Source organism: Kitasatospora sp. NPDC053057 (genome assembly GCF_044546945.1).
In the GTDB taxonomy this organism is placed as follows: Bacteria; Actinomycetota; Actinomycetes; order Streptomycetales; family Streptomycetaceae; genus Kitasatospora.
The window spans coordinates 171,604-197,294 of sequence record NZ_JBITZP010000013.1; the positions used below are offsets into that span (position 1 = coordinate 171,604).

General features: G+C 73.6%; 17 protein-coding genes and 1 riboswitch. Of the genes, 13 read left to right on the top strand and 4 right to left on the bottom strand.

Translation table 11 applies throughout. The annotated features are described in order from the left end of the window. The first annotated feature begins 213 nt into the window (after window positions 1-213). Window positions 214-1,482, top strand: coding sequence for a sensor histidine kinase (locus ACIG5E_RS16685; RefSeq protein WP_396534137.1), 1,269 nt, complete (start codon window positions 214-216; stop codon window positions 1,480-1,482). Between the two features lie 10 nt (window positions 1,483-1,492). Here ACIG5E_RS16685 and ACIG5E_RS16690 read toward each other — a convergent pair whose 3' ends face one another. Together ACIG5E_RS16690 and ACIG5E_RS16695 are read right to left on the bottom strand one after the other, a co-directional pair. After that, window positions 1,493-2,068, bottom strand: a complete 576-nt coding sequence (locus ACIG5E_RS16690) for an SUKH-3 domain-containing protein (protein ID WP_396534163.1) — start codon at window positions 2,066-2,068, stop codon at window positions 1,493-1,495. Window positions 2,069-2,139: 71 nt separating this feature from the next. Then, entirely contained in the window at window positions 2,140-2,601 is a 462-nt protein-coding gene (locus ACIG5E_RS16695; protein ID WP_396534138.1) for a YwqJ-related putative deaminase, read from the bottom strand. A gap of 651 nt (window positions 2,602-3,252) precedes the next feature. Between ACIG5E_RS16695 and ACIG5E_RS16700 the strand changes: the two genes are divergently transcribed. From ACIG5E_RS16700 to ACIG5E_RS16720, 5 genes are all read left to right on the top strand, one after another. After that, window positions 3,253-4,254: an SMI1/KNR4 family protein gene (locus ACIG5E_RS16700; RefSeq protein ID WP_396534139.1), complete on the top strand. Its 1,002-nt coding sequence runs from the start codon at window positions 3,253-3,255 to the stop codon at window positions 4,252-4,254. A 63-nt stretch (window positions 4,255-4,317) separates the two neighbouring features. Continuing rightward, the gene (locus ACIG5E_RS16705; protein WP_396534140.1) at window positions 4,318-7,071 is read left to right on the top strand and encodes an SUKH-4 family immunity protein; all 2,754 of its coding nucleotides are present in this window, start codon (window positions 4,318-4,320) and stop codon (window positions 7,069-7,071) included. Window positions 7,072-7,336: 265 nt separating this feature from the next. Further along, complete coding sequence (locus ACIG5E_RS16710) at window positions 7,337-8,719, top strand: hypothetical protein (protein WP_396534141.1); 1,383 nt, start codon at window positions 7,337-7,339, stop codon at window positions 8,717-8,719. 564 nt (window positions 8,720-9,283) lie between these two features. Next, window positions 9,284-12,916: a transcription-repair coupling factor gene (gene mfd, locus ACIG5E_RS16715; protein WP_396534142.1), complete on the top strand. Its 3,633-nt coding sequence runs from the start codon at window positions 9,284-9,286 to the stop codon at window positions 12,914-12,916. A gap of 98 nt (window positions 12,917-13,014) precedes the next feature. Further along, window positions 13,015-14,052 (top strand): MazG family protein, encoded by a 1,038-nt coding sequence (locus ACIG5E_RS16720; protein ID WP_396534143.1) that lies wholly within the window; start codon window positions 13,015-13,017, stop codon window positions 14,050-14,052. Between the two features lie 4 nt (window positions 14,053-14,056). Here the strand turns inward: ACIG5E_RS16720 and ACIG5E_RS16725 are convergent, their stop codons facing one another. Next, window positions 14,057-14,482: an SDR family NAD(P)-dependent oxidoreductase gene (locus ACIG5E_RS16725; RefSeq protein ID WP_396534144.1), complete on the bottom strand. Its 426-nt coding sequence runs from the start codon at window positions 14,480-14,482 to the stop codon at window positions 14,057-14,059. Window positions 14,483-14,772: 290 nt separating this feature from the next. On the opposite strand from ACIG5E_RS16725, the gene ACIG5E_RS16730 reads away from it, so the two are divergent. The 7 genes from ACIG5E_RS16730 (at window position 14,773) to ACIG5E_RS16760 (ending at window position 22,870) form a co-directional block, all read left to right on the top strand. Further along, window positions 14,773-16,089 carry a cytochrome P450 gene (locus ACIG5E_RS16730; protein WP_396534145.1) on the top strand — a complete coding sequence of 439 codons (1,317 nt, stop codon included), beginning with the start codon at window positions 14,773-14,775 and terminating at the stop codon, window positions 16,087-16,089. A gap of 210 nt (window positions 16,090-16,299) precedes the next feature. After that, window positions 16,300-16,467: riboswitch (cyclic di-AMP (ydaO/yuaA leader) on the top strand. Between the two features lie 5 nt (window positions 16,468-16,472). Beyond that, entirely contained in the window at window positions 16,473-17,243 is a 771-nt protein-coding gene (locus ACIG5E_RS16735) for a transglycosylase family protein (protein ID WP_396534146.1), read from the top strand. Window positions 17,244-17,513: 270 nt separating this feature from the next. Continuing rightward, window positions 17,514-18,800, top strand: coding sequence for a phosphopyruvate hydratase (gene eno / locus ACIG5E_RS16740; RefSeq protein WP_396534147.1), 1,287 nt, complete (start codon window positions 17,514-17,516; stop codon window positions 18,798-18,800). Between the two features lie 198 nt (window positions 18,801-18,998). Then, on the top strand, window positions 18,999-19,487 hold the full coding sequence (locus tag ACIG5E_RS16745; RefSeq protein ID WP_396534148.1) for a septum formation initiator family protein: 489 nt from the start codon (window positions 18,999-19,001) through the stop codon (window positions 19,485-19,487). Beyond that, the gene (locus ACIG5E_RS16750; RefSeq protein ID WP_396534149.1) at window positions 19,459-20,136 is read left to right on the top strand and encodes a DUF501 domain-containing protein; all 678 of its coding nucleotides are present in this window, start codon (window positions 19,459-19,461) and stop codon (window positions 20,134-20,136) included. The genes ACIG5E_RS16745 and ACIG5E_RS16750 overlap by 29 nt, the downstream gene beginning before the upstream one ends. Then, a complete protein-coding gene (locus ACIG5E_RS16755) occupies window positions 20,133-21,074 on the top strand; it encodes an exopolyphosphatase (protein ID WP_396534150.1) in 942 nt (313 codons plus the stop codon). Before ACIG5E_RS16750 ends, ACIG5E_RS16755 begins: the two co-directional genes overlap by 4 nt. 428 nt (window positions 21,075-21,502) lie before the next feature. Further along, on the top strand, window positions 21,503-22,870 hold the full coding sequence (locus ACIG5E_RS16760; RefSeq protein WP_396534151.1) for an NAD(P)/FAD-dependent oxidoreductase: 1,368 nt from the start codon (window positions 21,503-21,505) through the stop codon (window positions 22,868-22,870). Window positions 22,871-23,044: 174 nt separating this feature from the next. Here ACIG5E_RS16760 and ACIG5E_RS16765 read toward each other — a convergent pair whose 3' ends face one another. Continuing rightward, on the bottom strand, window positions 23,045-25,600 hold the full coding sequence (locus ACIG5E_RS16765; protein ID WP_396534152.1) for an ABC transporter permease: 2,556 nt from the start codon (window positions 25,598-25,600) through the stop codon (window positions 23,045-23,047). Window positions 25,601-25,691: the final 91 nt, after the last annotated feature.

Here is a 25,691-nt window from a genome sequence, read left to right on the forward strand (position 1 = left end):
GGTCCACGCGCAGTGTGGCGGGTGTGACGCGTGCGGACCGCGCTGTCCGACGCGACCAGCATAGGTGTCGGGGCGGTTGCTGTCCGAGACCTGGCCGGATGGCGGACAGAGCCGCCGAAAACCACCTGTGGTCTGGACCACTTAAGGGGTGCGGGGGGCGTACCGGCCAATCCCGGTGGGGAAGGGAAGGGGTTGCCGCTTACTCTGTCAGGCATGAGCAAGTCGCCTGGGGAGCGCGTGCCGGTCCGGTCGTTCTGGTGGTGGAAGCGGCGGCGCAGCGCCCTCCTCGACATCGGGCTGGCGCTGCTCGCCGCGGTCGAGTGCTCGGCCAGCACGATCGCCTTCCTGTCCGCCCGGATCCATGTGAGCACCGTGGGTGCGGTCGGGATCGCGCTGCTCGGCACGCTGGCCGGCGGTTCGCTGGTGGTGCGCCGGCGCTGGCCGGCCGTACCGGTGCTGGCGACCCTGCTGGTGACGCCCGGGATGCTGGGCGTGGTGCTGCTGGTGGTGTCGCTGTACACGCTGGCGGAAACCTGGGAGTGGCCCTCCCGGCGCCGCCGGGTGGTGGCGCTGGCCGGGCTGGCCTTCGCCGAGGCGGCGGCCGTGATCGCGGTGACGCTGATCGTGCCAGGAGACTCGCCGGTGGAGCAGCCGCCGCTGTGGATCCAGATCCTGTTCTCGTTGCTGGTGGCGGTCGGGCTGACCGTCGCCCCGGTGGTGACCGGCCTGTACGTGGGGGCGCGGCGGCGGCTGATCGAGTCGCTCAAGGACCGCGCGCACGGCCTGGAGACCGAACTGGACCTGCTGGCCGAGCAGGCCCAGGAGCGCGCCCGCCGGGCCCGGCTGGAGGAGCGCACCCGGATCGCCCGGGAGATGCACGACGTGGTGGCGCACCGGGTCTCGCTGATGGTGGTGCACGCCGGGGCGCTGGAGCGAATAGTCGTCAAGGACCCGGAGAAGGCCGCGCAGAGCGCCAGGCTGATGGGTGAGGTGGGCCGGCAGGCGCTCAACGAGCTGCGCGAGATCCTCGGCGTGCTGCGGATGGACGACGAGCGGCAGCCGGAGCCGGACTCGCTGGCCGGGCTGCCCCGGCTGGTGGACCAGTCTCGGGCGGCCGGGATGGCGGTGACGCTGACGGTCAGCGGCAGCCGGCAGGAGTTCACCGGCGAGGCCGAGCAGACCGCCTACCGGGTCGTCCAGGAGGGGCTGACCAACGCCCACAAGCACGCGGACGGCGCCCAGGTGTCGGTGCTGCTGGCGTACGCGCCGAACGGGGTGCGGGTGAGCGTGGTGAACGCCTGTCCGGGCGGGGAGCGGGGCGCGGCGAAGCTGCCCAGCGGTGGCAACGGGCTGGTCGGGATGCGGGAGCGGGTGATCGCGCTGGGCGGCACCTTCTCGTCCGGGCCGGAGGCGGACGGCGGGTTCCGGGTGGAGGCGGTGCTGCCGTCCCGGCTGGCCGTCCGGAGCGACCGGCTCGGGTAGGGGTTCAGTCCTACCCCTCGTCGGTGCGCAGCCGTTCGGGGGCGGTGCCCAGGACGAGGGCGCTGATCGCCTGGTCGATGCCGTGGCCGAGGAACCACTCGCCGGTGTGGTCCAGGCTGTAGACCCGGCCCTCCTCGTCGATTGCCAGCAGCGCCTGCCCGTACGCCTCCTCGCCGAGCGGGGCGAGCTGGGTGCCCAGCGCCCGGCCGAGGTCGAACAGGGTGCGCGGCTGGTGCAGGCCGCACATCGGGTCGATCAGGAAGGGGGTGCGGGCCAGCTGGCGGCCCGGCCCGGACAGGTCGAAGGCGAGGCCGCCGAACTCGGCCCAGGCCTCCACGGCCGCCGGGAACACCGCGTGCGGGACGCCGCCGGGACCGCCGTGCCCGACCAAGGCGTCGGCCCACTCCTCGGCCTGCCGGATCTGCCAGCGGCCGGGGTGCCAGCCGGAGGCCTTGAGCTCGGCGGCGACGTCGGCGGGGAAGCGTGGGCGGGTCCGCCCGGCGCCGGCCGGGGGCCGGGTGCCCGGGGCGAGCGTGCCCGGGGCGAGCGTGGCCGGTGCGGGCGGGGGCGGGCTGGGCGGATTCAGGGCGTGCTCCGGAGGCTCGGGGACGGGGGCGTACGAGGGGCGGCAGGGCGGGAGTCCGGCGTGCGGACGGCTCAGCGCGCCGGCGGCCCGACGGCGACGCTCAGCACAGTGAAGTGCTCCAGCATCGGGGCGCAGGAGCGGCACGGCGGGGCGTGGGTGCCGTGCGCCGGGTCGCCCTCCTCGCGTATCCGGAGGGTCGTCATCCGGGCTCCCTTGAGCGCCTTGCGGGCCTCGTGGAGGCTCATCGGCTTGCGGGCCGCGCGCTTGGAGCGCTTCCCGTCGACCGTGGTCAGGTACTGGGAGAGCAGGACGGCCTCCGGGCAGCGGCCGGTGAACCGCTCGCGGGCCTCGACCGGCAGGGTGTCCAGGAACTCGCCGACCAGCGGGTGGAGGACCGGGCGCCGGTCGTCCTTGTCGCCCGCCAGGGTGTGCACCTCGCCTCCCTTGAGCGACAGCGCGGCGGCGACGGCGGGCAGCAGGCTGTCGCGGTGGTGGCGCAGCACGGGCGGGCCCGCCGGCTCACCGGTGGTCATGCGGCGTCCTCCTCCTCGTTCCTGGCGGTCCGGTTCCTGTAGGTCCCCGTGGGGTCCGGGGCAAGCCTGTCATTTGACACCGACAACCGCACAACCGGGGTGCGGGCCAGGCGAACACCCGTGCGGTTCCCGGCGGATCGCGACCGCGCCCCACCCGCATCCTGGCCGCACCCGGGCCGGATCCGCACAGCGTCGTCATGACTTGTCCACCGATCTACCGAAACCGTCCCCGGGTCCGGACGCCGGCCGGTACCGTTCCGGCGGCGAGCCGAAGGGGACGCGTACCGGCCCGGCCGACTCCGTTGCCAGCGCCGGACGTTGAGGCCACCGAGGCGGGCGCGGCCCCTTCGGCGCCGGAGCCGTGGCGCTGCTGCCCGTCCACCTGTTCGGCCAGTTCGCGCCGATGGACGCCCTGCAGCCGGCGTCGCGTCCGCTCGGTCACGGCGAGGCTCCTTCCCGGTCGCCGAGCGGGCCGCCCGCGAACTGCTCGGCCTGCCGCTGCATCCGCACCTCACGGAGGCACAGCAGCTGCGGGTCGTGGAGGTGTTGGAACGGGCTCTGGGTGCGGGGGATCGGCCGGGCGGGTGAACCAATAGGCTGGTGCCCAGCAAGCGCACCGAAGAATTTGCAGCAGCCAGTGGGGGCTCCCAGATGACGACAGGTCGGCCCGGCGTCGCCGCCGCACCGAACGCGGCGTACGCAGGTCAGGTGGTGCAGTTCCCGGATCCGGTCCGCGCGGAGCGGCACCCGGCCGGGGTCCAGGTGGACGAGTCCGGCTACCCGGACTTCGGCCCCTACGCCGCCGCGGCGGCCGAGGTCGCCGACCCGCCGGAGGGCTTCGGCGTGGACGAACTGCGGCTGACCGACTACGTCTCGGCCAACGTCGCGCTGTTCACCCAGGGCCACCCGCTCTGGGCCGACCTGGAGACCGCGGTGGCCACCCCGCCCGGCTGGACCTGGCACCACGCGGTCGGCCGGGCCGCCCCCGGCTGGCGCCGGATGGAGCTCGTCCCGGTCGAGGTCAAGGCCCTGCTGCGGCACCACGGCGGCCTGGCCACCTCGCCCGCCGACCACTCCCGCCGCGGCACCCGCCCGCTGCAGGAGCGCCGGCCCGTCCACTTCTCGCTGGCCAAGGACGGCGGGGACCCGATCGGTGTCCCCGAGGACCTGGTGCAGCGCGCCGAGGAGCGCCTCGGCTACCGGCTGCCCGGCGCCTACCGCACCTTCCTCAAGCTGGGCGGCGGCCGCGGCCCGGTCGGGGTGGCGCTGGACACCGAGCTCGGCATGCTGCTCGACCAGCCGTTCCTGACCCTCACCGAGGAGTACGGCACCGAGGACGTCGTGTACGCCAACAAGTGCCTGCGCGACCACTTCACCAAGGACTACCTGGGCATCGCCTACGCGCAGGGCGGCATCATCGCGCTCAAGGTGCGCGGCGACCGGACCGGCTCGGTCTGGTTCCACCTGTACGACGACGCCCGGGACTCCGGCGCGCCGGAGTCCCCGGAGGAGCGTTGCGCCCGGCTGCTGCTGCCCTGCGGGGACGACTTCGACGCCTTCCTGCTGCGGCTGGCCGGCAGCCCGCCGGAGCTGGAGACGGTGGCGGAGCTGATGGTGGACGGCGGGTTCGCCCGGGCCGTCCCGGTGGACTGACGTGACCGCGGGAACGGCGTTGAGGGAACGAGTGGGGACGACGGGGACAGGGGTGAACCGGGCGTGGTGACGTACGCGCAGGCGCAGGAGCTCGCCGAGGAGTGGATCAACGGCGGCGTGCCGCACGCGCAGCAGCGCGAGGTGCGGGTCCGGGAGTTCGACCTCGGCTTCGTCTGCTGGGCGGTGTCGCCCGCGGAGGCGGCGGCCGGCCCCGCGGGCGCCGGTGCCGACGGCGACGGCGGGTCGGGGTCGGGCTCGGGTTCGGGCGAGGCGCGGCTGGTGATCGCCCGCGACTCGGGCGCCAGCACGCTGTGGCCCGCGCTGCCCGTCAACGAGGTGGTCCGACAGTACGAGGAGGTGTACGGGCGGCCGGTCGCGGCCAACCCGGCCGGGGCGGCCAAGCCCGCTCCGGGGCCGGTGGAGGCCACCTCCTTCCTGCTCAGCCCGCCGCAGTGGCTGCAGGAGGCGGGGGCGGCGGCGATCGCGGCGGAGGCGGAGAAGCTGGGTGGCGCTGCCGCCGCTCCGGCCGCTGCGCCTGCTCCGGCTCCCGCCGTGCCTGCTCCGGTGCCCGCCGACGAGCCGCCCGCGCCGGTGCCCGCGCCCGCCGTGCCGTCCGCGCCCGCCGTGCTGACCGAGCCGCCGGTCTCCGACCGGCCCGCCGGGGACGCGCCGACCATGCTGGCCCCGCCGCCCGGCGAGGAGCCGCTCGGCGCCGCGCAGCCGCCGGCCGCCGCACCGGTGCCGGCGCCGGCACCGGTCGCGCCGATCCCGCCGGCCGCCCCCGTGCCGCCGGCCGCCCCGGTCGGTGCCGAGGCGGCGACCGTCCTGATGTCCGAGGGCCTGCGCACCTCCGGTTCGGACCTGCCCGACGCGCCCGCCCCCGCCGGGGCCGAGGCCGCGACCATGCTGATGCCCCCGGGCAGCGGCGGCTACGGCATGCCCCCGGTCCCGCCGATCGGCGCCCAGCCCCCGGCCGCCCAGCCCCCGGCCGCCCAGCCCCCGGCCGCGCCGCCCGTCGCCCCGCCGGCCCCGGCTCCCGCCGCGGCCGTCGAACCGGCGCCGACGCTGCTCGCGCCGCCGGACGCCATGCCCGGCCTGATGGGCCTGCCCGGTGCCCCGGCGACCCCGCCCGGCGCTCCGGTGGAGCAGGCACCGACCATGCTCGCCACGCCCGGCATCCCGCCCGGTCCGCCGGTCGGCGGAGCCCCGGTGGAGCAGGCGCCCACCATGCTGGCCTCGCCCGGCGGGCTGGCCGGCCTGCCCGGTGCCCCGGGCCCGGCCGCCCCGCCCTCCGCCACGGGCCAGGGCGGCCTCGGCCGCGCCCCGGGCTCGGCCCCGCCGCCGCCCCCACCGGGTGCGCTGCGCGGCGGTTCGGCCGGCCCGTCCGGTTCGTCCGGCGCGGGCGGGCTGGGCCGCACCGCCGGGTCCGTCCCGCCGCCGCCCGCGCCCGCCGAGCTGCGGCACACGCCGGGCTCCGGCACGCCCGCCGCCGGCTCCGGCGGCCGTTCGGCCGGTTCGACCCCGCCGCCTCCGCCCCCGGCCGGCCTGCGCGCCGGTGCCGCCCCGGCCCCGGCCCCGCAGGGCGCGCCCGCCCCGGCCGCCGCCGGGATGGCGTACGAGGCGACCCAGCTGGCGAGCGCGATCGACCCGGCGCTGCTCGGCGGCCCGGCGGACCCGGGCACGCCGCCGTCCGGCGGCCCCGCCGTCCCGCCGCCGCCCGGCGGACCGGCCGCCCCCGCCGCGCCCGCGGCCGGGTACGGCTACCCGAACGCCGGCGCCGCGCCCGGGGTCGTCCCGCCGACTCCGGTCACCGGCCCGCCGCCGGGCGCGCCGGTGCCGCCCGGGGTGCCCGCGGTCGGCCCGGGCTACTTCGCCGCGCTCAGCTACCGGGGCCCGGACGGTTCGGAGCAGAAGCTGCTGCACCGCAGCGAGCCCGGCACCCCGCACCCGGAGTGGAAGATCCTGCAGGACCTGCGCCGGCTGAACGTGCCCCCGGAGCAGGTGCTGGAGCTCTACACCGAGCTGGAGTCCTGCGATCTGCCCGGCGGCTACTGCAACCGCATGATCGCGGCCTCCTGGCCGAACGTGCGGCTGACCCACACCGCCCCGTACGGCCGTGACCACGCCTCCCGGCAGGCCGGGATGGCGGAGCTGCTGGACCACCTGGACGAGCTGCACCAGCTGGCCTCCGGCGCCCAGCGGGTCCGCCCGTTCCGGGCCCCGCTGCCCGCGCCCGGATCGGTCCAGCCGCTGCCCCCGCTGCCGCCCCAGCAGCTCGCCCAGGAGCTCGGGACGGCCTTCGGGCAGAACCTGTTCCGCTACGAGCAGCGCGCCGTCTCCCGCCAGGGTGTGCCCGAGCCGGTGTCGCAGACGCTGATGTGGGCCGGGCTGCCGCGCGACTTCGGGCCGTTCTTCTGGGCCCAGGCGCAGGAGGGCCGGCCGATCCCGACGCTGGCCGAGCTGGCCGCCGAGCGCGGCCTGCCCACGGCCGCGGACTTCGGCGGCTACCTGGTGCTCGGCAACGACTACGGCCGTCAGCTGTGCGTCCAGTACGGCACCGCGAACGTGGTCGCCGTGGACGTCGACGGAACCGGCCAGCCGCCGCGCTTCGTCAACAGCGGTGTACCGGAGTTCGTCCGCGCGCTGGCCCTGCTGGGCCGGATGTGGCGGCTGCGGTACGGGCTGACGCCGGAGCAGGCCGGTCGCTGGACGACCGACTTCCAGGCGGAGCTCGCCGCGATCGACCCGGCGGCCCTGCAGTCCACGGACACTTGGTGGGCCGTGCTGCTGGAGCAGTTCTGGGACGGTCTGCTGTAGCGGACCGTCGCGGATCCTCGCAGGTGGGGAGGGGTCGTTCCGGTGTCCGGAACGACCCCTTCGGCATGCCCCGGTAGCTGTGCCTCGTTGGGGTTTCGTCCGGATCTGCGCAAAATAGGTCAAGAGGATGGGTCTATTCGTCCGGTCCTCGACGTATTCCGGTCCGCACGACGGCCGAATCCGGCCCCGGTCTCCCAACCGGTTCCGGATCCGGCCGTTCCGTCCGATCATGGGCTCCGCAGCCCGCGAACGAGGGGAAGAGCCCATGAGCGACGCCGTCCCCCAGTACGGCTTCACCCAGGCCCGGCGCGGCTACGCGCCCGAGCAGGTCGACCGGGCGCTCGCCGCCCTGACCGCCCAGCGCGACGAGGCGTGGGAACGGTTGAGCGTCCTGGGAGCCGGGATCCGGCAGATGGAGACCCGGCTGGACGACATCCGCCGAGCCGCCGACGAGGCCCCGGAGCCGGACTACCAGGTGCTCAGCGAGCAGGCCGCCGGACTGGCCGAGATGGCCCGGAACGAGGCGCGCGCCGTCAAGGAGAAGGCCGAGCGCTTCGCCGAGGACCTCCGGGACGAGGTCTACGAGCAGGGGCAGGCGCTCGACAAGGCGGCCAAGGAGTACGCCGCCACCACCCGCGCCGAGGCCGACGCGGCCGCCCGCCGCATCGACGAGCGCACCCGCGCCGAGGCCGAGGGCATCCGCTCGGACGCCGACCGGGAGAGCCGCGCCGCCCGCGACGCGGCCACCGCCTACGCCGCCAAGGTCCGGGTGGCCGCCGCCGAGGCCAGCGAGCACGCCGAGGCCGAGCTCGCCGCCAAGCGGCGCCAGGCCGACGAGGCCTTCGCCGCGGCCCAGGCCAAGGCCGACACCGAGGAGGCCGAGGTCTCCGCGACCGCCGAGCGCCGGGTCAAGGAGGCCGAGCAGCACCGGGAGACGGTGCTGAACCGGATCAAGCAGCTGGAGACGGACGCCCAGGCCAAGGCCGACCAGCTGATCGAGCAGGCCCGCCGGGAGGCCGAGAAGATCAACGCGGAGAGCGAGCGCGAGCAGCAAGCGTTCGACGCCCGGCTGGAGACCGTGCAACACCACCTGGACCACATCAAGGCCACCCTGGCCTCGCTCACCGGCGCGGCGGTCGGGCAGATCGAGCCGGAGGTGCTCGCCTCCGCCGGTGCCGCGGCCGCTCCGGCGGACGCGGTGTCCGACGCGGCGCCGGCGGACCCGGAGGCGGACACCGGGGAGATCCCGGTGGCGAACCTGCGGAAGGCGGTGCCGGCCGACACCGAGGCGGACGCCCCGGCGCGGGAGAGGACGACGGCGGTGCGGCAGCCGGTGCTCGGCGGGTCCTCGGCCTCCAGGGTCGCTGAGCTGAAGGACGCCAAGGGCTCCGAGGACACCGAGGTGGTGACCGGCCCGGTCGCCCCGGCCGTGGTGCCGCCGAGGCCGGCCGCGCCGCCCCTGCCGGCGGCCGAGCGGGACGGCGTGGCCGAGCGGGACGGCGTGGCCGAGCGGGACGGCGCGGAGAACGGGAACGGCGCGGAGGGCGCGGACGGCGTCGAGGAGACCCGGATCATCCCGAAGATCGTCATCGTCGACGACGGCGCCGGTTACGCGGCCCCCAACACGGTGACCTACCGCCGCCGCTAGACCCCGACCGGCTGGCGGAGCGGGTGGACGAAGCGAAGAGGCCGAGACCCGTGGCGCCCTCCAGGAAAGGGCGCCACGGTTCCCGGCGCTTGGGCGGGCGCCCCCACCCAGGGTCGCCCGGCCTCGCACCTCCGACCCCCATCGGGGGTGCGACAGTGCCGCCACAGCCATCCCCCACGGTTGGGTGCGGCGGGCACGTTCACCATGGTGCGCGATCTCCATGGACGGCCAGTGACAGGAGTATGGCCAGTTCGTGGCGGATGGCGGAGCCGGGCCCGGACCGGTGCCCGACCGGTTCGTCCACCGGCCGGCCGGTGTTCCGTCCAGTGGTTCGCCTGCGGTCGCGTCCCTGACAGCGCGGCGGGCCCTCCCGTCGGTTCGTCCCCGCGCGGTCCGCCGCCCGGACGGCGTGGCCCCGCCGGGCTCGTACGCCGCGTGCCCGTCCGTGCCGCGGCGTAGGCTGGAGACCCCCGGCCGCTCGGCGCGCCGGGCCGTTCGCGTTGCCCCGGCGGGCTTCTCGCCGCCCGGAGGCAGCACCAGCCACGGGACGAAGAAGAGACCCAGATGAGCCTGACCGGACTTCTCGATGTCGTCGCGCGGGACGCGGCGCTCGCCGAGGCGATCGAGGCGGCCACCGCCACCGGAGCCGCGGCCGGCGGCCGCCGCCACCTTGACCTGGTCGGACCGCCCGCCGCCCGGCCGTTCGCGATCGCCGCGCTGGCCCGCGCGCTGGCCGGGCGGGCCGCCGGCGACCGGGGCCGCCCGGTGCTCGCCGTCACCGCCACCGGGCGGGAGGCCGAGGACCTGGCCGCCTCGCTGCGCTCGCTGCTGCCCCCCGACGCGGTCGCCGAGTACCCGGCGTGGGAGACCCTGCCGCACGAGCGGCTGTCGCCCCGTTCGGACACCGTCGGCCGCCGGCTGGCCGTGCTGCGCCGGATCGTGCACCCGCGGGCCGACGACCCGGCGGCCGGGCCGGTGCAGGTGATCGTGGCCCCGGTCCGCTCGGTGCTCCAGCCACAGGTCAAGGGGCTGGCCGAGCTGGAGCCGGTGGCCGTTCGGCGCGGGGAGTCGCACGACCTGGAGGAGGTGGCCCGCCGGCTCGCCGCGGCCGCCTACGCGCGGGTCGAACTGGTCGAGAAGCGCGGCGAGTTCGCCGTCCGCGGCGGCATCCTGGACGTCTTCCCGCCGACCGAGGAGCACCCGCTGCGGGTGGAGTTCTGGGGCGACGACGTCGAGGAGGTCCGCTACTTCAAGGTCGCCGATCAGCGCTCGCTGGAGATCGCCGAGCACGGCCTGTGGGCGCCGCCCTGCCGCGAGCTGCTGCTGACCGACGAGGTGCGCGCCCGGGCCGCCGAACTGTCCGCCGAGCAGCCCGGGTTGGCCGAGATCCTGGACAAGATCGCCCAGGGCATCGCGGTCGAGGGCATGGAGTCGCTGGCGCCGGTGCTGGTGGACGACATGGAGCTGCTGCTCGACGTGCTGCCGCTCGGCTCGGTCGCGGTGGTCTGCGACCCGGAGCGGGTCCGCACCCGGGCCGCCGACCTGGTGGCGACCAGCCAGGAGTTCCTGCAGGCCTCCTGGGTCGCCGCGGCGGCCGGCGGTGACCGGCCGATCGACCTGGAGACCATCGACGTCTCCGCCGCCTCGCTGCGCTCGCTCGCCGAGGTGCGCGAGCACGCCGCCGAGATCGGGCTGCCCTGGTGGTCCGTCAGCCCGTTCGCGACCAGCGAGTCCTCGGTGAACGAGGTGCTGGAGTTCGACGCCAACACGCTGACCCTCGGCATGCACGCCGTCGAGGCCTACCGGGGAGACACCGCCCGGGCGATCGCCGACGCCAAGGAGCGGCTGGCCGCCGACTGGCGGGTCGTCATGGTGACGGAGGGCCACGGGCCCGCCTCCCGCCTGGCCGAGGTGCTCGGCAACGAGGGCATCCCGGCCCGGCTGGTCGCCGACCTCGCCGAGGCGCCCACCCGGGACGTCGTCTACGTCTCCTGCGGCTCCATCGAGCACGGCTTCGTCGACGAGGCCCTCAAGCTCACCGTCATCACCGAGACCGATCTGTCCGGCCAGAAGTCCTCCACCAAGGACATGCGCCGGATGCCGTCCCGGCGCCGCAACGCGATCGACCCGCTGGCCCTGGTGGCCGGCGACTACGTGGTGCACGAGGCGCACGGTGTCGGCCGGTACGTGGAGATGGTGCAGCGCACCGTCCAGGGCGCCACCCGCGAGTACCTGGTGCTGGAGTACGCCCCCGCCAAGCGCGGCCACCCCGGCGACCGGCTGTTCGTGCCGACCGACCAGCTCGACCAGGTCACCAAGTACGTCGGCGGCGAGGCCCCGACGCTGCACCGGCTCGGCGGCGCGGACTGGGCGAAGACCAAGCAGCGGGCCAAGAAGGCGGTCAAGGAGATCGCCGCCGACCTGATCAGGCTGTACTCGGCGCGGATGGCCGCGCCCGGCCACACCTTCGGCCCGGACACCCCGTGGCAGCGCGAGCTGGAGGACGCCTTCCCGTACGCGGAGACGCCGGACCAGCTGACCACCATCGCCGAGGTCAAGTCCGACATGGAGAAGTCCGTCCCGATGGACCGGCTGATCTGCGGCGACGTCGGCTACGGCAAGACCGAGATCGCGGTGCGCGCGGCGTTCAAGGCCGTGCAGGACGGCAAGCAGGTGGCGGTGCTGGTGCCGACCACGCTGCTGGTGCAGCAGCACTTCTCCACCTTCGCCGAGCGCTACGCCAACTTCCCGGTCACCGTGAAGGCGCTGTCCCGCTTCCAGACCGACAGCGAGGCCAAGGCCGTCCTGGAGGGGCTGTTCGAGGGCTCGGTGGACGTCGTCATCGGCACCCACCGGCTGTTCTCCTCCGAGACCAGGTTCAAGGACCTCGGCCTGGTCATCGTCGACGAGGAGCAGCGCTTCGGCGTCGAGCACAAGGAGCAGCTGAAGAAGCTGCGCGCCAACGTGGACGTGCTCACCATGTCCGCGACCCCGATCCCGCGCACCCTGGAGATGGCCGTCACCGGCATCCGCGAGATGTCCACCATCACCACCCCGCCGGAGGAGCGGCACCCGGTGCTGACCTTCGTCGGCCCGTACGACGAGAAGCAGATCTCGGCCGCGATCCGGCGTGAACTCCTGCGCGAGGGCCAGGTGTTCTACATCCACAACCGGGTGGAGTCGATCGACAAGGCGGCCGCCCGGCTGAAGGACCTGGTGCCCGAGGCGCGGATCGCCACCGCGCACGGGCAGATGGGGGAGACCCAGCTGGAGAAGGTCGTCGTCGACTTCTGGGAGAAGGAGTTCGACGTCCTGGTGTCGACCACGATCGTGGAGTCCGGCATCGACATCTCCAACGCCAACACCCTGATCGTCGAGCGCGGCGACACCTTCGGCCTCTCCCAGCTGCACCAGCTGCGCGGCCGGGTCGGCCGTGGCCGCGAGCGCGGCTACGCGTACATGCTGTACCCGCCGGAGAAGCCGCTCACCGAGACCGCGCACGAGCGCCTGGCCACCATCGCCCAGCACACCGAGATGGGCGCCGGCATGTACGTCGCGATGAAGGACCTGGAGATCCGCGGCGCCGGCAACCTGCTCGGCGGCGAGCAGTCCGGGCACATCGCGGGGGTCGGCTTCGACCTCTACATGCGGATGGTCGGCGAGGCGGTGGCCGAGTTCCGCGAGTCGCTGGCCAACGGCGGCGCGGAGCCGGAGGAGGAGCCGCTGGAGGTGAAGATCGAGCTGCCGGTCGACGCCCACGTGCCGCACGACTACGCGCCCGGCGAGCGGCTGCGGCTGCAGGCCTACCGTTCGATCGCGGCGGTCAACTCGGAGGCGGACATCCAGCAGGTCCGGGACGAGCTCGTGGACCGCTACGGGAAGCTGCCCGAGCCGGTGGAGAACCTGCTGATGGTCGCCGCACTGCGGCTGTACGCCCGCAGGTGCGGGATCTCGGACATCACCCTGCAGGGCTCGAACGTCCGCTTCGGCCCGGTGGAGCTGCGCGAGTCCCAGCAGCTGCGGCTGAACCGGCTCTACCCGCGCAGCCAGGTCAAGGCGGCGGCCCAGCAGCTGCTGGTACCGCGGCCGAGCACCGGGCGGATCGGCGGCAAGCCGCTGGTCGGGCGGGAGCTGCTGGGCTGGTGCACCGAGTTCCTGTCGGCGATGTTCGACGACCTGGCGGGGGCGAAGAAGTAACACCCGTCGATCGGCGGTCCCGGGCTGCGGCCCGGGGCCGCCGTTGCCGTACCGGGATCGGCAGGGCCGGGGGCGGGCGCGGCGGGTAGGTTCGGGGTGTGACGACGAATGCTGTGCCGACGAACGCTCCGGGCGCGAAGCTGATCCTGCTCACCACCACCCACCGGGTGGCCCCCGGGCTGCTGGCGTGGCCGGCCTGGGAGGCGTTGCGCTCCGCGGGGCGGGTGCTGGTGGCCGACGAGGGGCATCCGCAGGTGGCGGCGGTGCGGCAGGCCGGGGTGACGGTCGAGGCGGTGCCGGCCGGGTCGGCGCCGGCCCTGGCGCGGCTGCTGACCGGGCAGCCGGCCGAGGCCGGGCCGACGGTGTGGCTGGGTAGCCCGGACGGGGACCCGGGGCTGACGGACGCGCTGGCCCGCCTCGCGGTGGAGCACGCCGGCGAGGTGCCGGAGATCGAGGTGCTGCCGGGCTCGTACGACCTGCCGGGGGCCCGGCTGCTGGACCTCGCCTCGGTGATGGACCGGCTGCGCTCGCCCGGCGGCTGCCCGTGGGACGCCGAGCAGACCCACGAGAGCCTGGTGAAGTACCTGGTCGAGGAGGCCTACGAGCTGGTCGAGGCGATCGAGGAGGGGGACCGGGACACGCTGCGCGAGGAGTTGGGCGACGTGCTGCTGCAGGTGTTCTTCCACTCCCGGATCGCCGAGGAGCACCCCACCGAGCCGTTCACCATCGACGACGTGGCCGGGGACATCGTGGAGAAGCTGGTGTACCGGCACCCGCACGTGTTCGGGGACGTCGAGGCCGAGGGCGCCGCCGAGGTGGAGGCGAACTGGGAGCAGCTGAAGGCGGCCGAGAAGGCGGACCGGGAGTCCGTCCTGGACGGCGTGCCGGCCGGGCTGCCCGCGCTGGCGTACGCGGCGAAGCTGGTGTCCCGGGTGCGCCGGGCGGGCTTCGCGGAGGTGCCGGACGAGCCGTACGAGCTGCCGGCCGAGCTGACCGCGGAGTCGGCGGGCCGGCTGCTGCTCGCGGTGGCGCAGCGGGCGCACGACGCCGGGGTGGACGTGGACGCGGCGCTGCGCTCGGCCGCGCGCGGTTACCGGGACGCGGTGCGCGCGGCCGAGGGGCTCAAGTCCGAGTAGCGGCTCAGGCGGCCGTGGCGGTGCTCTCGACGGGACGCCGCTGCGGCGGCACGAGTTCGCCGATGGCCTCGCCGATCAGGGCGACCAGTTCGGCGAGGCGCTCCAGGTCGAGGTGGTCGGGCAGGTCGGCGAGGGAGACGATCCGCTCGCCCTTCGGGCCGGCGACGCAGAAGAGGTCGATCGGCCCGAGGTGCTTCTCGGCGGTGTCGACCAGGGCGGCGACGTCGCTGGGCCGGCGGATGTCGCCGCAGACGCCCACCACGGGGCAGCCCGGCTGGTCGAGTTCGGCGGCGAGGTCCTCGGCGATCCCGACGTGCTGGTCGGCGATCAGCATCCCGGCGGCGCCGGCCGCGGTGAACCGGCGGGCGAGGTCGGCTCCCGAACCGCCGTCGAGTACCGCGATGACGACGACTGCTCCGCTGACCCGCATGGCCTGCTCCTCCCTGTGGGCGACACCGCACCGGCGCCCACGCGTACTGCGGAGGATCGTAGGCACGTCCTGACCCTCCGCAACAGGGATTACCCCGCAGGTGACCAGGCTCACGCCTGCCACCCGGCCAAGAGCTGTCCAAGGGCTGTCCACGGACCGTCCACGGGGCGTCCACGGAGTGTTGGTGTGCTGCTCGCGTGCCGCTCACGAACGGTTCGCGAGCCGGTGACGCGGCGGCGGCGCCCCGGAGGCCGTCCGGGCGCGTCCGGTCCAGCGGTTACGGTCGACCCATGCCAGCTCAGCCCGACGGCGCCCAGCCCGCCGCCCAGCCCGCCCCGCAGCTCTTCACCTGGGAGTTCGCGGCCGACCCGTACCCCGCCTACGCCTGGCTGCGCGAGCACGCCCCGGTGCACCGCACCAAGCTGCCGAGCGGCGTGGAGGCCTGGCTGGTGACCAGGTACGCGGACGCCCGGCAGGCGCTCGCGGACAGCCGGCTGTCGAAGAACCCGGCGCACCACAGCGAGCAGGCGCACCGCACCGGCCGGGTGGGCATCCCGGGGGAGCGGCAGGCCGACCTGATGACCCACCTGCTGAACATCGACCCGCCGGACCACACCCGGCTGCGCCGGCTGGTGTCGAAGGCGTTCACCCCGCGCCGGGTGGCCGAGTTCGAGCCGCGGGTGCAGCAGCTGACCGACCGGCTGATCGACGGCTTCGCGCAGCGCGGTTCGGCGGACCTCATCCACGAGTTCGCCTTCCCGCTCCCCATCTACGCGATCTGCGACATGCTGGGCGTGCCGGCCGAGGATCAGGACGACTTTCGCGACTGGGCCGGAATGATGCTGCGACACACGAAGCCGGGCCAGGGCGGCAGCCAACGCGGCGGCGTGGGGCGGGCCGTGAAGCGGATGCGGGCCTACCTGCTGGAGCTGATCCACCGCAAGCGGGCGGACCTCGGCGACGACCTGATCTCCGGTCTGATCCGGGCGAGCGACCACGGCGAGCACCTGACCGAGAACGAGGCCGCCGCGATGGCCTTCATCCTGCTCTTCGCCGGGTTCGAGACGACGGTCAACCTGATCGGCAACGGGACGTACGCGCTGCTGCGCAACCCGGACCAGCGGGCGCGGCTGCAGGAGTCGGTGGTCCGCGGCGAGACGGCGCTGCTGGAGACCGGGATCGAGGAACTCCTGCGCTACGACGGGCCGGTGGAGCTGGCGACCTGGCGGTTCGCGACCGCGCCGCTGACCATCGGCGGGGTGGAGATCCCGGTCGGCGACCCGGTGCTGGTGGTGCTGGCGGCGGCGGACCGCGACCCGGCCCGGTTCGCCGACGAGAACACCCTGGACCTGGCCCGGAGCGACAACCCCCATCTGGGCTTCGGGCACGGCATCCACTACTGCATCGGCGCCCCGTTGGCCCGGCTCGAAGGGCGGTCCGCGCTGGCCACGCTGCTGTCCCGGCTGCCCGATCTCCGGCTGGCCGAAAGTCCGGAGAATCTGCGCTGGCGAGGCGGTCTGATCATGCGTGGATTGCGCGAACTTCCGGTCGAATTCAGTCCGGAGATCCGGTCGCCGCACGCCCGTACTGAGCCATCGGCACACTGACTTGGCGTCGTCTTTCGGCCTCTGACGGTGGTGTGAACGCCCATCAAACCGGACAAAGCCCCGCCGTCGGTGGGCGATCGAACACGCGCCGTAATTTCTGTGTGATGTCGGCGATATGAGCTTGTGATTAGTCTGAGGATCTGTCTAGTCTCCCTGGAGTTCGCAGCTGCGGACCCCGTGCGCGGAACGCCGAGTCCTGCCCGCCGCGCCACGGGAAACCGACCAGACCCTGGGCAGGGGCGGGGGAACCAGGTTTGTTGCCGTTCCTCCACGGCTTGGGGTGAAGCCGCCCAAGCGGAACCGTTTCCGCCGACGGCGGCCGGGCCACCTCCCGGTCCGAACCCGACAGCTCACCTCGCAGGCGTGCGGAGAGGGACCTCTTCATGCTGCTCGTTGGAACTGGCCGTCATCGTCGTCGCACCCAGGCCGAGAAGGCCATCGCCGTCGCCGGTGTGGCCGGCGTCGGACTCGCGCTGCCGCTCCTCACCGCCACCGGCGCCTCCGCCGCGCCGGCCTCCTCCTGGGACTCCGTCGCCCAGTGCGAGAGCGGCGGCGACTGGGGCATCAACACCGGCAACGGCTTCTACGGCGGCCTGCAGTTCACCTCCAGCACCTGGAAGGCGTACGGCGGCACCGCCTTCGCGCCGCAGGCCAACCAGGCCAGCCGGGCGCAGCAGATCTCGGTCGCCGAGAAGGTGCTCGCCTCGCAGGGCCCGGGCGCCTGGCCGGTCTGCTCCCAGAAGGCCGGCCTGAGCAAGGGCGGCGCCCCGGCGGCCGTGGACACCTCCACGGACACCAGGGCGCAGTCCGCCCCCAAGCAGCAGGCCCCGAAGCAGCAGGCCCCCAAGGCCGCCGCGAAGCCGGTCCAGCAGTACGCGCCGAAGCACGCCGCCCCGAAGCGGGCCGAGCAGCCCGCCGAGCAGCCGGCCGCCCAGCAGTACACCCCGAAGCACGCCGCCCCGCGCGCCGCCCAGCCGGCCCCGGCCGCGCAGACCGGCCACGACTACACCGTCCGCTCCGGTGACACCCTGTCGGGCATCGCCGCCACCCAGGGCGTGTCCGGCGGCTGGCAGGCGCTGTACGACGGCAACCGCGGCACCGTCGGCGGCGACCCGAACCTGATCGTGCCCGGCCAGGTCCTGCACCTCGGCTGAGACCTGACGGCTGGGACCCTGACGGCTGAGACCTGACGAGGGGCCGACCGACCGGTCGGCCCCCTTCGTCCGCCTTCGCCCATCCCGGTGGGACAAGCTGGGACAAGCAGGTGAACTACCGGTGGGTAGTGGGGCCACACGCTGAGACGGAGCCGAGGTCGACGTGGTCCCGGGAGCCCGGGCGGTTAGGCTCTGGTCGTAACGACTCCGCAATCCTCCGGCCGACAGCACCACCGTCAGCCGGACCCTGCTTCCGCAAGGAGATGCCTCGTGCCGTCCATCGATGTCGTCGTAGCCCGTGAGATCCTCGACTCCCGCGGCAACCCCACGGTCGAGGTCGAGGTCGGCCTCGACGACGGCAGCACGGGTCGTGCCGCTGTTCCGTCGGGTGCCTCGACCGGTGCCTTCGAGGCGCTGGAGCTGCGCGACGGTGACAAGAACCGCTACTTCGGCAAGGGCGTGGAGAAGGCCGTCCTGGCCGTCATCGAGCAGATCGGCCCGGAGCTGGTCGGCTACGACGCCACCGAGCAGCGCCTGATCGACCAGGCCATGCTCGACCTGGACGCCACCCCGGACAAGTCCTCGCTCGGCGCCAACGCCATCCTGGGCGTCTCGCTGGCCGTCGCGCACGCCGCCTCCGAGGCCAGCGACCTGCCGCTGTTCCGCTACCTGGGCGGCCCGAACGCGCACGTCCTGCCCGTCCCGATGATGAACATCCTCAACGGCGGCTCGCACGCGGACTCCAACGTCGACATCCAGGAGTTCATGATCGCCCCGATCGGCGCGGAGTCCTTCTCCGAGGCCGTCCGCTGGGGCGTCGAGGTCTACCACACCCTCAAGGGCGTGCTGAAGGAGCGCGGTCTGTCCACCGGCCTCGGCGACGAGGGCGGCTTCGCGCCGAACCTGGACAGCAACCGCGAGGCCCTGGACCTCATCACCGAGGCCATCCAGAAGGCCGGCTACGTGCCCGGCCGCGACGTCGCGCTCGCCCTGGACGTCGCCGCCTCCGAGTTCTACAAGGACGGCGCCTACCAGTTCGAGGGCAAGGCCCTCTCGGCCGCCGAGCTCATCGAGTACTACGCCGAGCTGGTCGACGCCTACCCGCTGGTCTCCATCGAGGACCCGCTGGACGAGTCGGACTGGGACGGCTGGAAGGCCATGACCGTCAAGCTGGGCGACAAGGTCCAGCTGGTCGGCGACGACCTGTTCGTCACCAACCCGGCCCGCCTGGCCAAGGGCATCGAGACCGGCACCGCCAACGCGCTGCTGGTGAAGGTGAACCAGATCGGCTCGCTGACCGAGACCCTGGACGCCGTCGAGCTGGCCCAGCGCAACGGCTACCGCTGCATGATGTCGCACCGCTCCGGCGAGACCGAGGACGTCACCATCGCCGACCTGGCCGTCGCCACCAACTGCGGCCAGATCAAGACCGGTGCCCCGGCCCGCTCCGAGCGCGTCGCCAAGTACAACCAGCTGCTGCGCATCGAGGAGATCCTCGACGACGCCGCCGAGTACGCCGGCCGCGGCGCCTTCCCGCGCTTCCGCGCTGCGGAGTGATGAGCACGGTCGCTCCGCGGACCGGTGAGCACGGCAAGCACGAGGGCTGAGAACACGCGGGCCGAAAACCCGGGGGCCGGAGGTCCCCGGTAGCGCACGCCTGACCGGTGCCCCGCCGCACACCCCGTAGGGTGGACGGCGGGGCACCGTCGCGACCAGGAGGGGATACGGGAGATGGCTGGCTGGAGGATCCCGGGCTTGGCGGCCCGGCCTCGGTTCACGAGCCGGGCGACCGTCCTCGTCCTGGTGCTCTGCTCGCTGGTGGCGATCCTGGCCTACCCGACGCGGCAGTTCATCTCCCAGCGCGCCGAGATCTCCGCCCAGCGGGCGAAGGCCGACCACGCGCGCCAGCAGGTCGAGCAGCTGCGCCGGGACAAGGCCCGCTGGCAGGATCCGGAGTACGTCAAGGCGCAGGCCCGCGCCCGGCTGCACTACGCGGTGCCGGGGGAGACCCCGTACATCGCGGCGGACCCGTCCGGTGCGCCCGCCCAGCCGTCCGCCTCCGCCTCCGCCACCCCGGCCACCCCGTCCGCCGACGCGGCGGCCGACCGGCCGAAGGCCGCCAAGCCCTGGTACGCCAGCATCTGGGACTCGGTGGACGCCGCCGACACCGCCGCGCTGGCCCCCGCGACCCCCCGTCCGCTCCCACCGTCCCCCGTTGGAGACCCCACCCCCCATGACCACTGAGAACCACCCCGCCGTCTCCGACGCCGACGTCGCGGCCATCGCCGCCCAGCTCGGCCGGGTGCCGCGCGGCCTGCGCGGTGTGGCGCACCGCTGCCCCTGCGGCAACCCCGACGTCGTGGAGACGGCCCCCCGCCTGCCGGACGGCACGCCGTTCCCGACGCTGTACTACCTGACCTGCCCCAAGGCCGCCTCGCTGATCGGCACCCTGGAGGCGGAGGGCGTGATGAAGGACCAGACCGCCCGGCTCGCCGAGGACCCGGAGCTGGCCGCCGCCTACCAGAAGGCGCACGAGGACTACATCGCCCGGCGCGACGCGATCGAGGTGCTGGAGGGCTTCCCGAGCGCCGGCGGCATGCCGGACCGGGTGAAGTGCCTGCACGTGCTGGTCGGCCACTCGCTGGCGGCCGGCGAGGGCGTCAACCCGCTCGGTGACGAGGCGATCGGCATGCTGGAGGACTGGTGGGCCAAGGGCCCGTGCGTCTCCCCGGCCGAGGTCCAGGCGGCCGGTGAGCGGGTCGCCCGCAACCGCGCCAAGGAGCAGGACCACGAGGCCGTGATCGCGGCCAAGCGGCAGAAGACCGCGGAGCGGGCCGCCAAGCGCGCCGCCGAGGAGTCCGCGGAGTCCGCGGCGGAGCAGGAGTCCGAGTGACCACGACCCGCGTGGCCGCGATCGACTGCGGCACCAACTCGATCCGGCTGCTGGTCGCCGACCTCGACCCGGAGACCGGTGAGATCACCGACCTCGACCGCCGGATGATCATCAACCGGCTGGGCCAGGGCGTGGACCGGACCGGCCGGCTGCACCCGGACGCGCTGGCCCGCACCTTCGCGGCCTGCCGGGAGTACCGGGAGATCATCACCGGCTTCGGCGTCGGCCCGGAGCGCACCCGCTTCGTCGCCACCAGCGCCTCCCGGGACGCCGAGAACAGCGACGAGTACGTCAAGGGCGTGCGCGACATCCTGGGCGTCGAGCCGGAGGTGGTGAGCGGCGAGGAGGAGGCGCACCTGTCCTTCGTGGGCGCCACCAAGGAGCTGACCGGCGGCCAGTTCCCCGCCCCCTACCTGGTCTTCGACCTCGGCGGCGGCTCCACCGAGTTCGTGCTCGGCGGGGCGGACGTGCAGGCGGCGCGCTCGGTGGACATCGGCTGCGTGCGGCTGACCGAACGGCACTTCGGCGGCGCCGAGCTGCCCTCCGAGGAGCAGATCGCGGAGGCCCGGGCGCATGTGCGGGCCGAGCTGGACAAGGCCGAGGAGGTCGTCCCGCTGACCGGCGCGGCCACCCTGGTCGGCCTGGCGGGGACGGTCACCACGGTGTCCGCGATCGCCCAGGACCTGCCCGAGTACGACTCGGCGCGGATCCACCACTCCCGGCTCAGCCGCGAGCGGGTCGCGGAGATCGCCCGCGAGCTGCTGGCCGCCACCCACGCCGAGCGCGCGGCCATCCCGTCGATGCACCCGGGTCGGGTGGACGTGATCGCGGCCGGCGCGCTGGAGCTGCTGGAGATCATGGACCGGACCGGCGCCACCGAGCTGGTCGTGAGCGAGCACGACATCCTGGACGGCATCGCCTGGAGTACGGCCTCCTGACGGTCCGCACGGCTTACCTCACCGGCCCCGGCGCCCCGTTCCGGGCGCCGGGGCCGGGGCGCGCCCGGGCGCGGGCGGAAAAGTTCGTGAATTTCTTCACATGGCGATCCAGTCATTCGCCCCACCCCGCCGCCCGCTACGTCCGAAATGTGGGACCGAAGGCCCGCCGCCGGTGCGGCCCGCTGGATCGCAGGCCAGGCCTCCACTGAGGTTTGAAAATCGAAATCACAAGCGGGAACCCGGGCACTGTACGGATCGTTGCTGCTCAGCCGGGTAGTGCTCCGGCGTGCGTTCAGGAGGGGCTGCCGGCGCCCGTGAGCCGGTGCGCCGGTGCCGTTTTTGTGGCCGCGGAGTGTAGCACGGGGTGTCCATGAGCTTGTGACCGGGCTCACGGAGGCTGCTCCGGACGGTGCTGGATACTTTCGGATATGAGCACCACGGAGCGTCCTCGCATCCTCATTGTCGGCGGTGGTTACGTCGGCCTGTATGCCGCGATGCGCATCCTCAAGAAGATGCGCTACGGCGAAGCGACCGTCACGGTCGTGGACCCGCGGTCGTACATGACGTACCTGCCCTTCCTTCCCGAGGCGGCCGGCGGCAACGTCGCGCCTCGCAACCTCGTCGCGCCGCTGCGCAAGACCCTCAAGCAGGCGGAGGTGCTGACCGGGTCCGTCACCGGCATCGACCACGCCCGCAAGGTCGCCACCATCCAGCCGGCGGCCGGCGACAGCTACGAGCTGCCCTTCGAGTACCTGGTCGTCGCGACCGGCTCGGTCTCCCGCACCTTCCCGATCCCGGGTCTGGCGGAGAACGGCATCGGCATGAAGACGGTCGAGGAGGCCATCGGCCTCCGCAACCACGTCATGGCCCAGCTCGACAAGGCCGAGTCCACCACGGACGCGGAGGTCCGCCGCAAGGCCCTGACCTTCGTCGTCATCGGCGGTGGCTTCGCCGGCATCGAGACGATCGCCGAGATCGAGGACATGGCGCGCGACGCGTCGAAGCTGTACAAGACCGTCAGCCGCGACGACATGCGCTTCGTCGTGGTCGAGGCCGCCAACCGCATCCTCCCCGAGATGGGCCCGGACCTCGGTCTGTGGACCAAGGAGAAGCTCGAGGAGCGGAAGATCGAGGTCTACATCGAGACCTCGATGGACTCCTGCATCGACGGCCACGTCATGCTGAAGAACGGCATGGAGATGGACGCCGCCACCATCGTGTGGACGGCCGGCGTGAAGCCGAACCCGGTGCTGGCCGACTTCGGCCTGCCGCTGGGCCCGCGCGGCCACGTCGACACCGCGCCGACCCTGCAGGTCCAGGGCTTCGACTACGTCTGGTCCGCCGGCGACAACGCCCAGGTTCCGGACCTCGCCGCCGGCGAGGGCGCCTGGTGCCCGCCGAACGCCCAGCACGCCTGCCGTCAGGCCGTCGTCCTCGGTGACAACGTCATCTCCGGCATGCGGGGCTTCCCGCAGAAGGAGTACAAGCACAAGAACCTGGGTGCGGTCGCCGGTCTCGGCCTGCACAAGGGCGTGGCGATCCTCTTCGGCAAGTACAAGCTGAAGGGCCGTCCGGCCTGGTGGTTCCACCGCCTGTACCACGGCGCGATGGTGCCGACCTTCAACCGCAAGGTCCGGGTCTTCACCGACTGGACCCTCGCGATGTTCCTGAAGCGCGAGATGGTCGGCCTCTCCCAGATGGAGAAGCCGCAGCTCCCGATCCAGGAGGTCACGCCGCCCACCAAGCCCGTCGAGGCCGCCAAGCCGGCCGCCGACAAGGAGCTCGCCAGCAAGTAAGCGACTGGACCCCGGTGTGGGAGCGCCGGGGTATGAGTCGGAGGCCCTCCGCCCGGCAGTGTCGCCGGACCACGACCTCCGTGGTGCTCAGCCGGCCGTGCGACCGGGCGGAGTACAGCAGTAGAAGAGCCCCTGCCGAAACCCTCCGGCAGGGGCTCTCGCTGTGTCGGGACGTCAGTCCGTCTTGATGCTCGCCAGGATGTCCAGCTTGGCCGCTCGGCGGGCCGGCCAGATCGCGGCCACCAGGCCGACCAGCCCGGCCAGGCCCAGGAACAGCGCCAGCTGGCCGTACGGCAGGACGGTGGTCAGCCCGGCCAGGCTGGACTTCAGCGTCCCGTTGATCGCCCAGGCGATGAAGCAGCCGAGCAGCAGGCCGATCCCGGCGCCGAAGAGCGAGATCACCACCGACTCCAGCCGGACCATCCGCTTGATGCCCCTGCGGTCCAGGCCGATCGCCCGCAGCATCCCGATCTCGCGCTTGCGCTCGAAGACCGACATGGCCAGCGTGTTGATCACGCCGAGGACGGCGATCAGGACCGCCATGCCCAGCAGGCCGTACATCAGGTTCAGCGCGAAGGTGATGACCTGGCTGAAGTCGTCCCGGACGTCCTGCTTGGACTTGACCTCGATCACCGGGTTGGCGCCGGTGGCGTCCTTGAGCGCCTGCTTGAGCTCGGCGGTGGCGCCGTCCTTGCCCTTGACCAGGACGTCGGCGACGTACGGCTTCGGGTCGTGCTTGGTGATCTCGCTGTTGGCCAGCAGGACCGGGCCGAGCATGCCGCCCTTCTCGTACACCCCGCCCACGGCGAGCGGGCCGGTGGACCCGTCCGGGAAGGTCGCGGTCATCGTCGAGCCGGTGGTGACGTTGAACTTCGTGGCGACGTCCTGGTCCACCAGCAGCTGGCCCTTGCCGAGCGCGTCGACGGAACCGCTGGTCAGCTTGATCTCGGCGATCTGCTCGAAGGCGGCCGGGTCCAGGCCGGTGATCGCCTTGGAGGTGCCGTCGAGCTTCCAGTAGGCGGCGACCATCGGCGAGGAGGCCGCCACCCCGGGGGTCTTGGCGATCTGGGCGGGCACCTGCCCGGACAGGTTCATGCCGTCGGCGGTCGAGACGATGTAGTCGGCCTTCATCGACTTGGTGACGGCCCGGTCGATGGTGTCGCCGACCGAGGTGCCGATCACGGTCAGGCCGGTGACCAGGGTCAGCCCGATGGTGAGCGCGGCGGCGGTGGCCGCGGTGCGGCGCGGGTTGCGCACCGCGTTCTGCTGGGCGAGCTTGCCCGGGGTGCCGCCCAGCAGCCGCAGCAGCGGGCCGACCAGGGCGACCACCGGGCGGGAGAGCAGCGGCAGCAGGACGAACACGCCGATCAGGGCCAGGAAGGCACCCGCGCCGACCGGCAGCCGGCCGCTGTCGTCGCCGGTGGAGGCGCCGTAGCCGATCAGCGCCAGGCCGCCGCCGGCGAGCACCGAGCCGATGGTGTTGCGGACCACCAGGCTCTTCTGACTGGCCGGCTGGTCGCCGCTGCTCATCGCCGCCACCGGCGCGATCCGGGCGGCGCGCATCGCCGGCAGCAGGGCGGACATGACCGTCACCAGGACGCCGACCACGAGGGTCACCACGATGGTGAGCGGCTTGACCACAAGCGAGCCGTTCGGCATGTTCTCGTCCAGCGAGCCGATCAGGGACTGCATCCCGGCGCCGATCCCGACGCCCGCCAGCAGACCGGCCGCCGCGGAGACGGTGCCGATCACCAGCGCCTCGATCAGCACCGAGCGGGTCACCTGCTTGCGGCTGGCGCCGATCGCCCGCAGCAGCGCGAGCTCCCTGGTGCGCTGGGCGACCAGCATGGTGAAGGTGTTGGCGATGATGAAGATGCCGACGAAGAGCGAGATGAAGGCGAAGACCAGCAGCATGGTGCGCATGCTGTCGGTGCCCTTGGTGATCTGTGCCTGCTCGTCAGCCTGCAGCTGGGCGCCGGTCTCGACGTCGAACTGGTGGCCGGACACCTTGGGCTGGACCTCGGCGAGCAGCGCGTCCTGGGAGGTGCCGGGCTTCGCGGTGAGCACGATGCTGCTGTAGCGGCCGGGCTCCAGCAGCGTCTGCTGGGCGGTGGCCTTGTCGAACAGGGTGAGCGTGCCGCCGGTGTTCACCACCGGGTCGTCGGTGGTGAAGACGCCGGTGAGCTTCGCCTCGATCACCGGCCCGTTGGCAGCCACCCGCACCGTGTCACCGACCTTGTAGCCACCCTTGTCGGCGGTCTTGCGGTCGAGGGCGATCTCCTGGGCGTTCTTCGGGCCCTGGCCCTCGGCCATCGGGTAGCGCGGGTCCCGGCCGTCCTGGCCCGGCGCGAAGTTGGCGCCCTTGGCGGCCCAGACCTGGCCGATCAGGTTGCCCTTCTTGTCGGCGACCCCGGTGAAGCCGCCGGCCACGCCGCGGGCACCGGCCGCGCCCGGCAGCGAGGCCAGCTGCTGGACGGTGTCGTCGGTGAGCGTGGCGGAGCCGCCCTCGCTCTTCTGCTTGGCGGAGGCCCCGGAGCCGGCCGAGCGGTCGACGACCTGGACGGCGACGTCCGAGTAGCTCTTGGAGTTGCTGTCCCGCAGGGCCTTGCCGAAGGTGTCGGAGAAGACCATGGTGCCGGCGACGAACGCGGTGCCGAGCATGACGGCCAGCGCCGTCATCAGCAGTCGGCCCTTGTGGGCCAGCACATTGCGCAGTGCGGTGCGATACATGAGGTGTCCTGGGGAGGTTCGTGGGCGTCGGGCTCGTGGGCCGGGTGTCAGCTGGTGCGGCCCTTGGCGTCGAAGCGGCGCATGCGGTCCA

Bases quoted from the DNA above. Each gene is read 5' to 3' on its own strand.
- ACIG5E_RS16695 (WP_396534138.1), bottom strand. From the start codon at position 2,601: ATGACCACCGGTGAGCCGGCGGGCCCGCCCGTGCTGCGCCACCACCGC.
- ACIG5E_RS16710 (WP_396534141.1), top strand. From the start codon at position 7,337: ATGAGCGACGCCGTCCCCCAGTACGGCTTCACCCAGGCCCGGCGCGGC.
- ACIG5E_RS16700 (WP_396534139.1), top strand. From the start codon at position 3,253: ATGACGACAGGTCGGCCCGGCGTCGCCGCCGCACCGAACGCGGCGTAC.
- ACIG5E_RS16730 (WP_396534145.1), top strand. From the start codon at position 14,773: ATGCCAGCTCAGCCCGACGGCGCCCAGCCCGCCGCCCAGCCCGCCCCG.
- ACIG5E_RS16685 (WP_396534137.1), top strand. From the start codon at position 214: ATGAGCAAGTCGCCTGGGGAGCGCGTGCCGGTCCGGTCGTTCTGGTGG.
- ACIG5E_RS16765 (WP_396534152.1), bottom strand. From the start codon at position 25,600: ATGTATCGCACCGCACTGCGCAATGTGCTGGCCCACAAGGGCCGACTG.
- ACIG5E_RS16735 (WP_396534146.1), top strand. From the start codon at position 16,473: ATGCTGCTCGTTGGAACTGGCCGTCATCGTCGTCGCACCCAGGCCGAG.
- ACIG5E_RS16725 (WP_396534144.1), bottom strand. From the start codon at position 14,482: ATGCGGGTCAGCGGAGCAGTCGTCGTCATCGCGGTACTCGACGGCGGT.
- mfd (WP_396534142.1), top strand. From the start codon at position 9,284: ATGAGCCTGACCGGACTTCTCGATGTCGTCGCGCGGGACGCGGCGCTC.
- ACIG5E_RS16760 (WP_396534151.1), top strand. From the start codon at position 21,503: ATGAGCACCACGGAGCGTCCTCGCATCCTCATTGTCGGCGGTGGTTAC.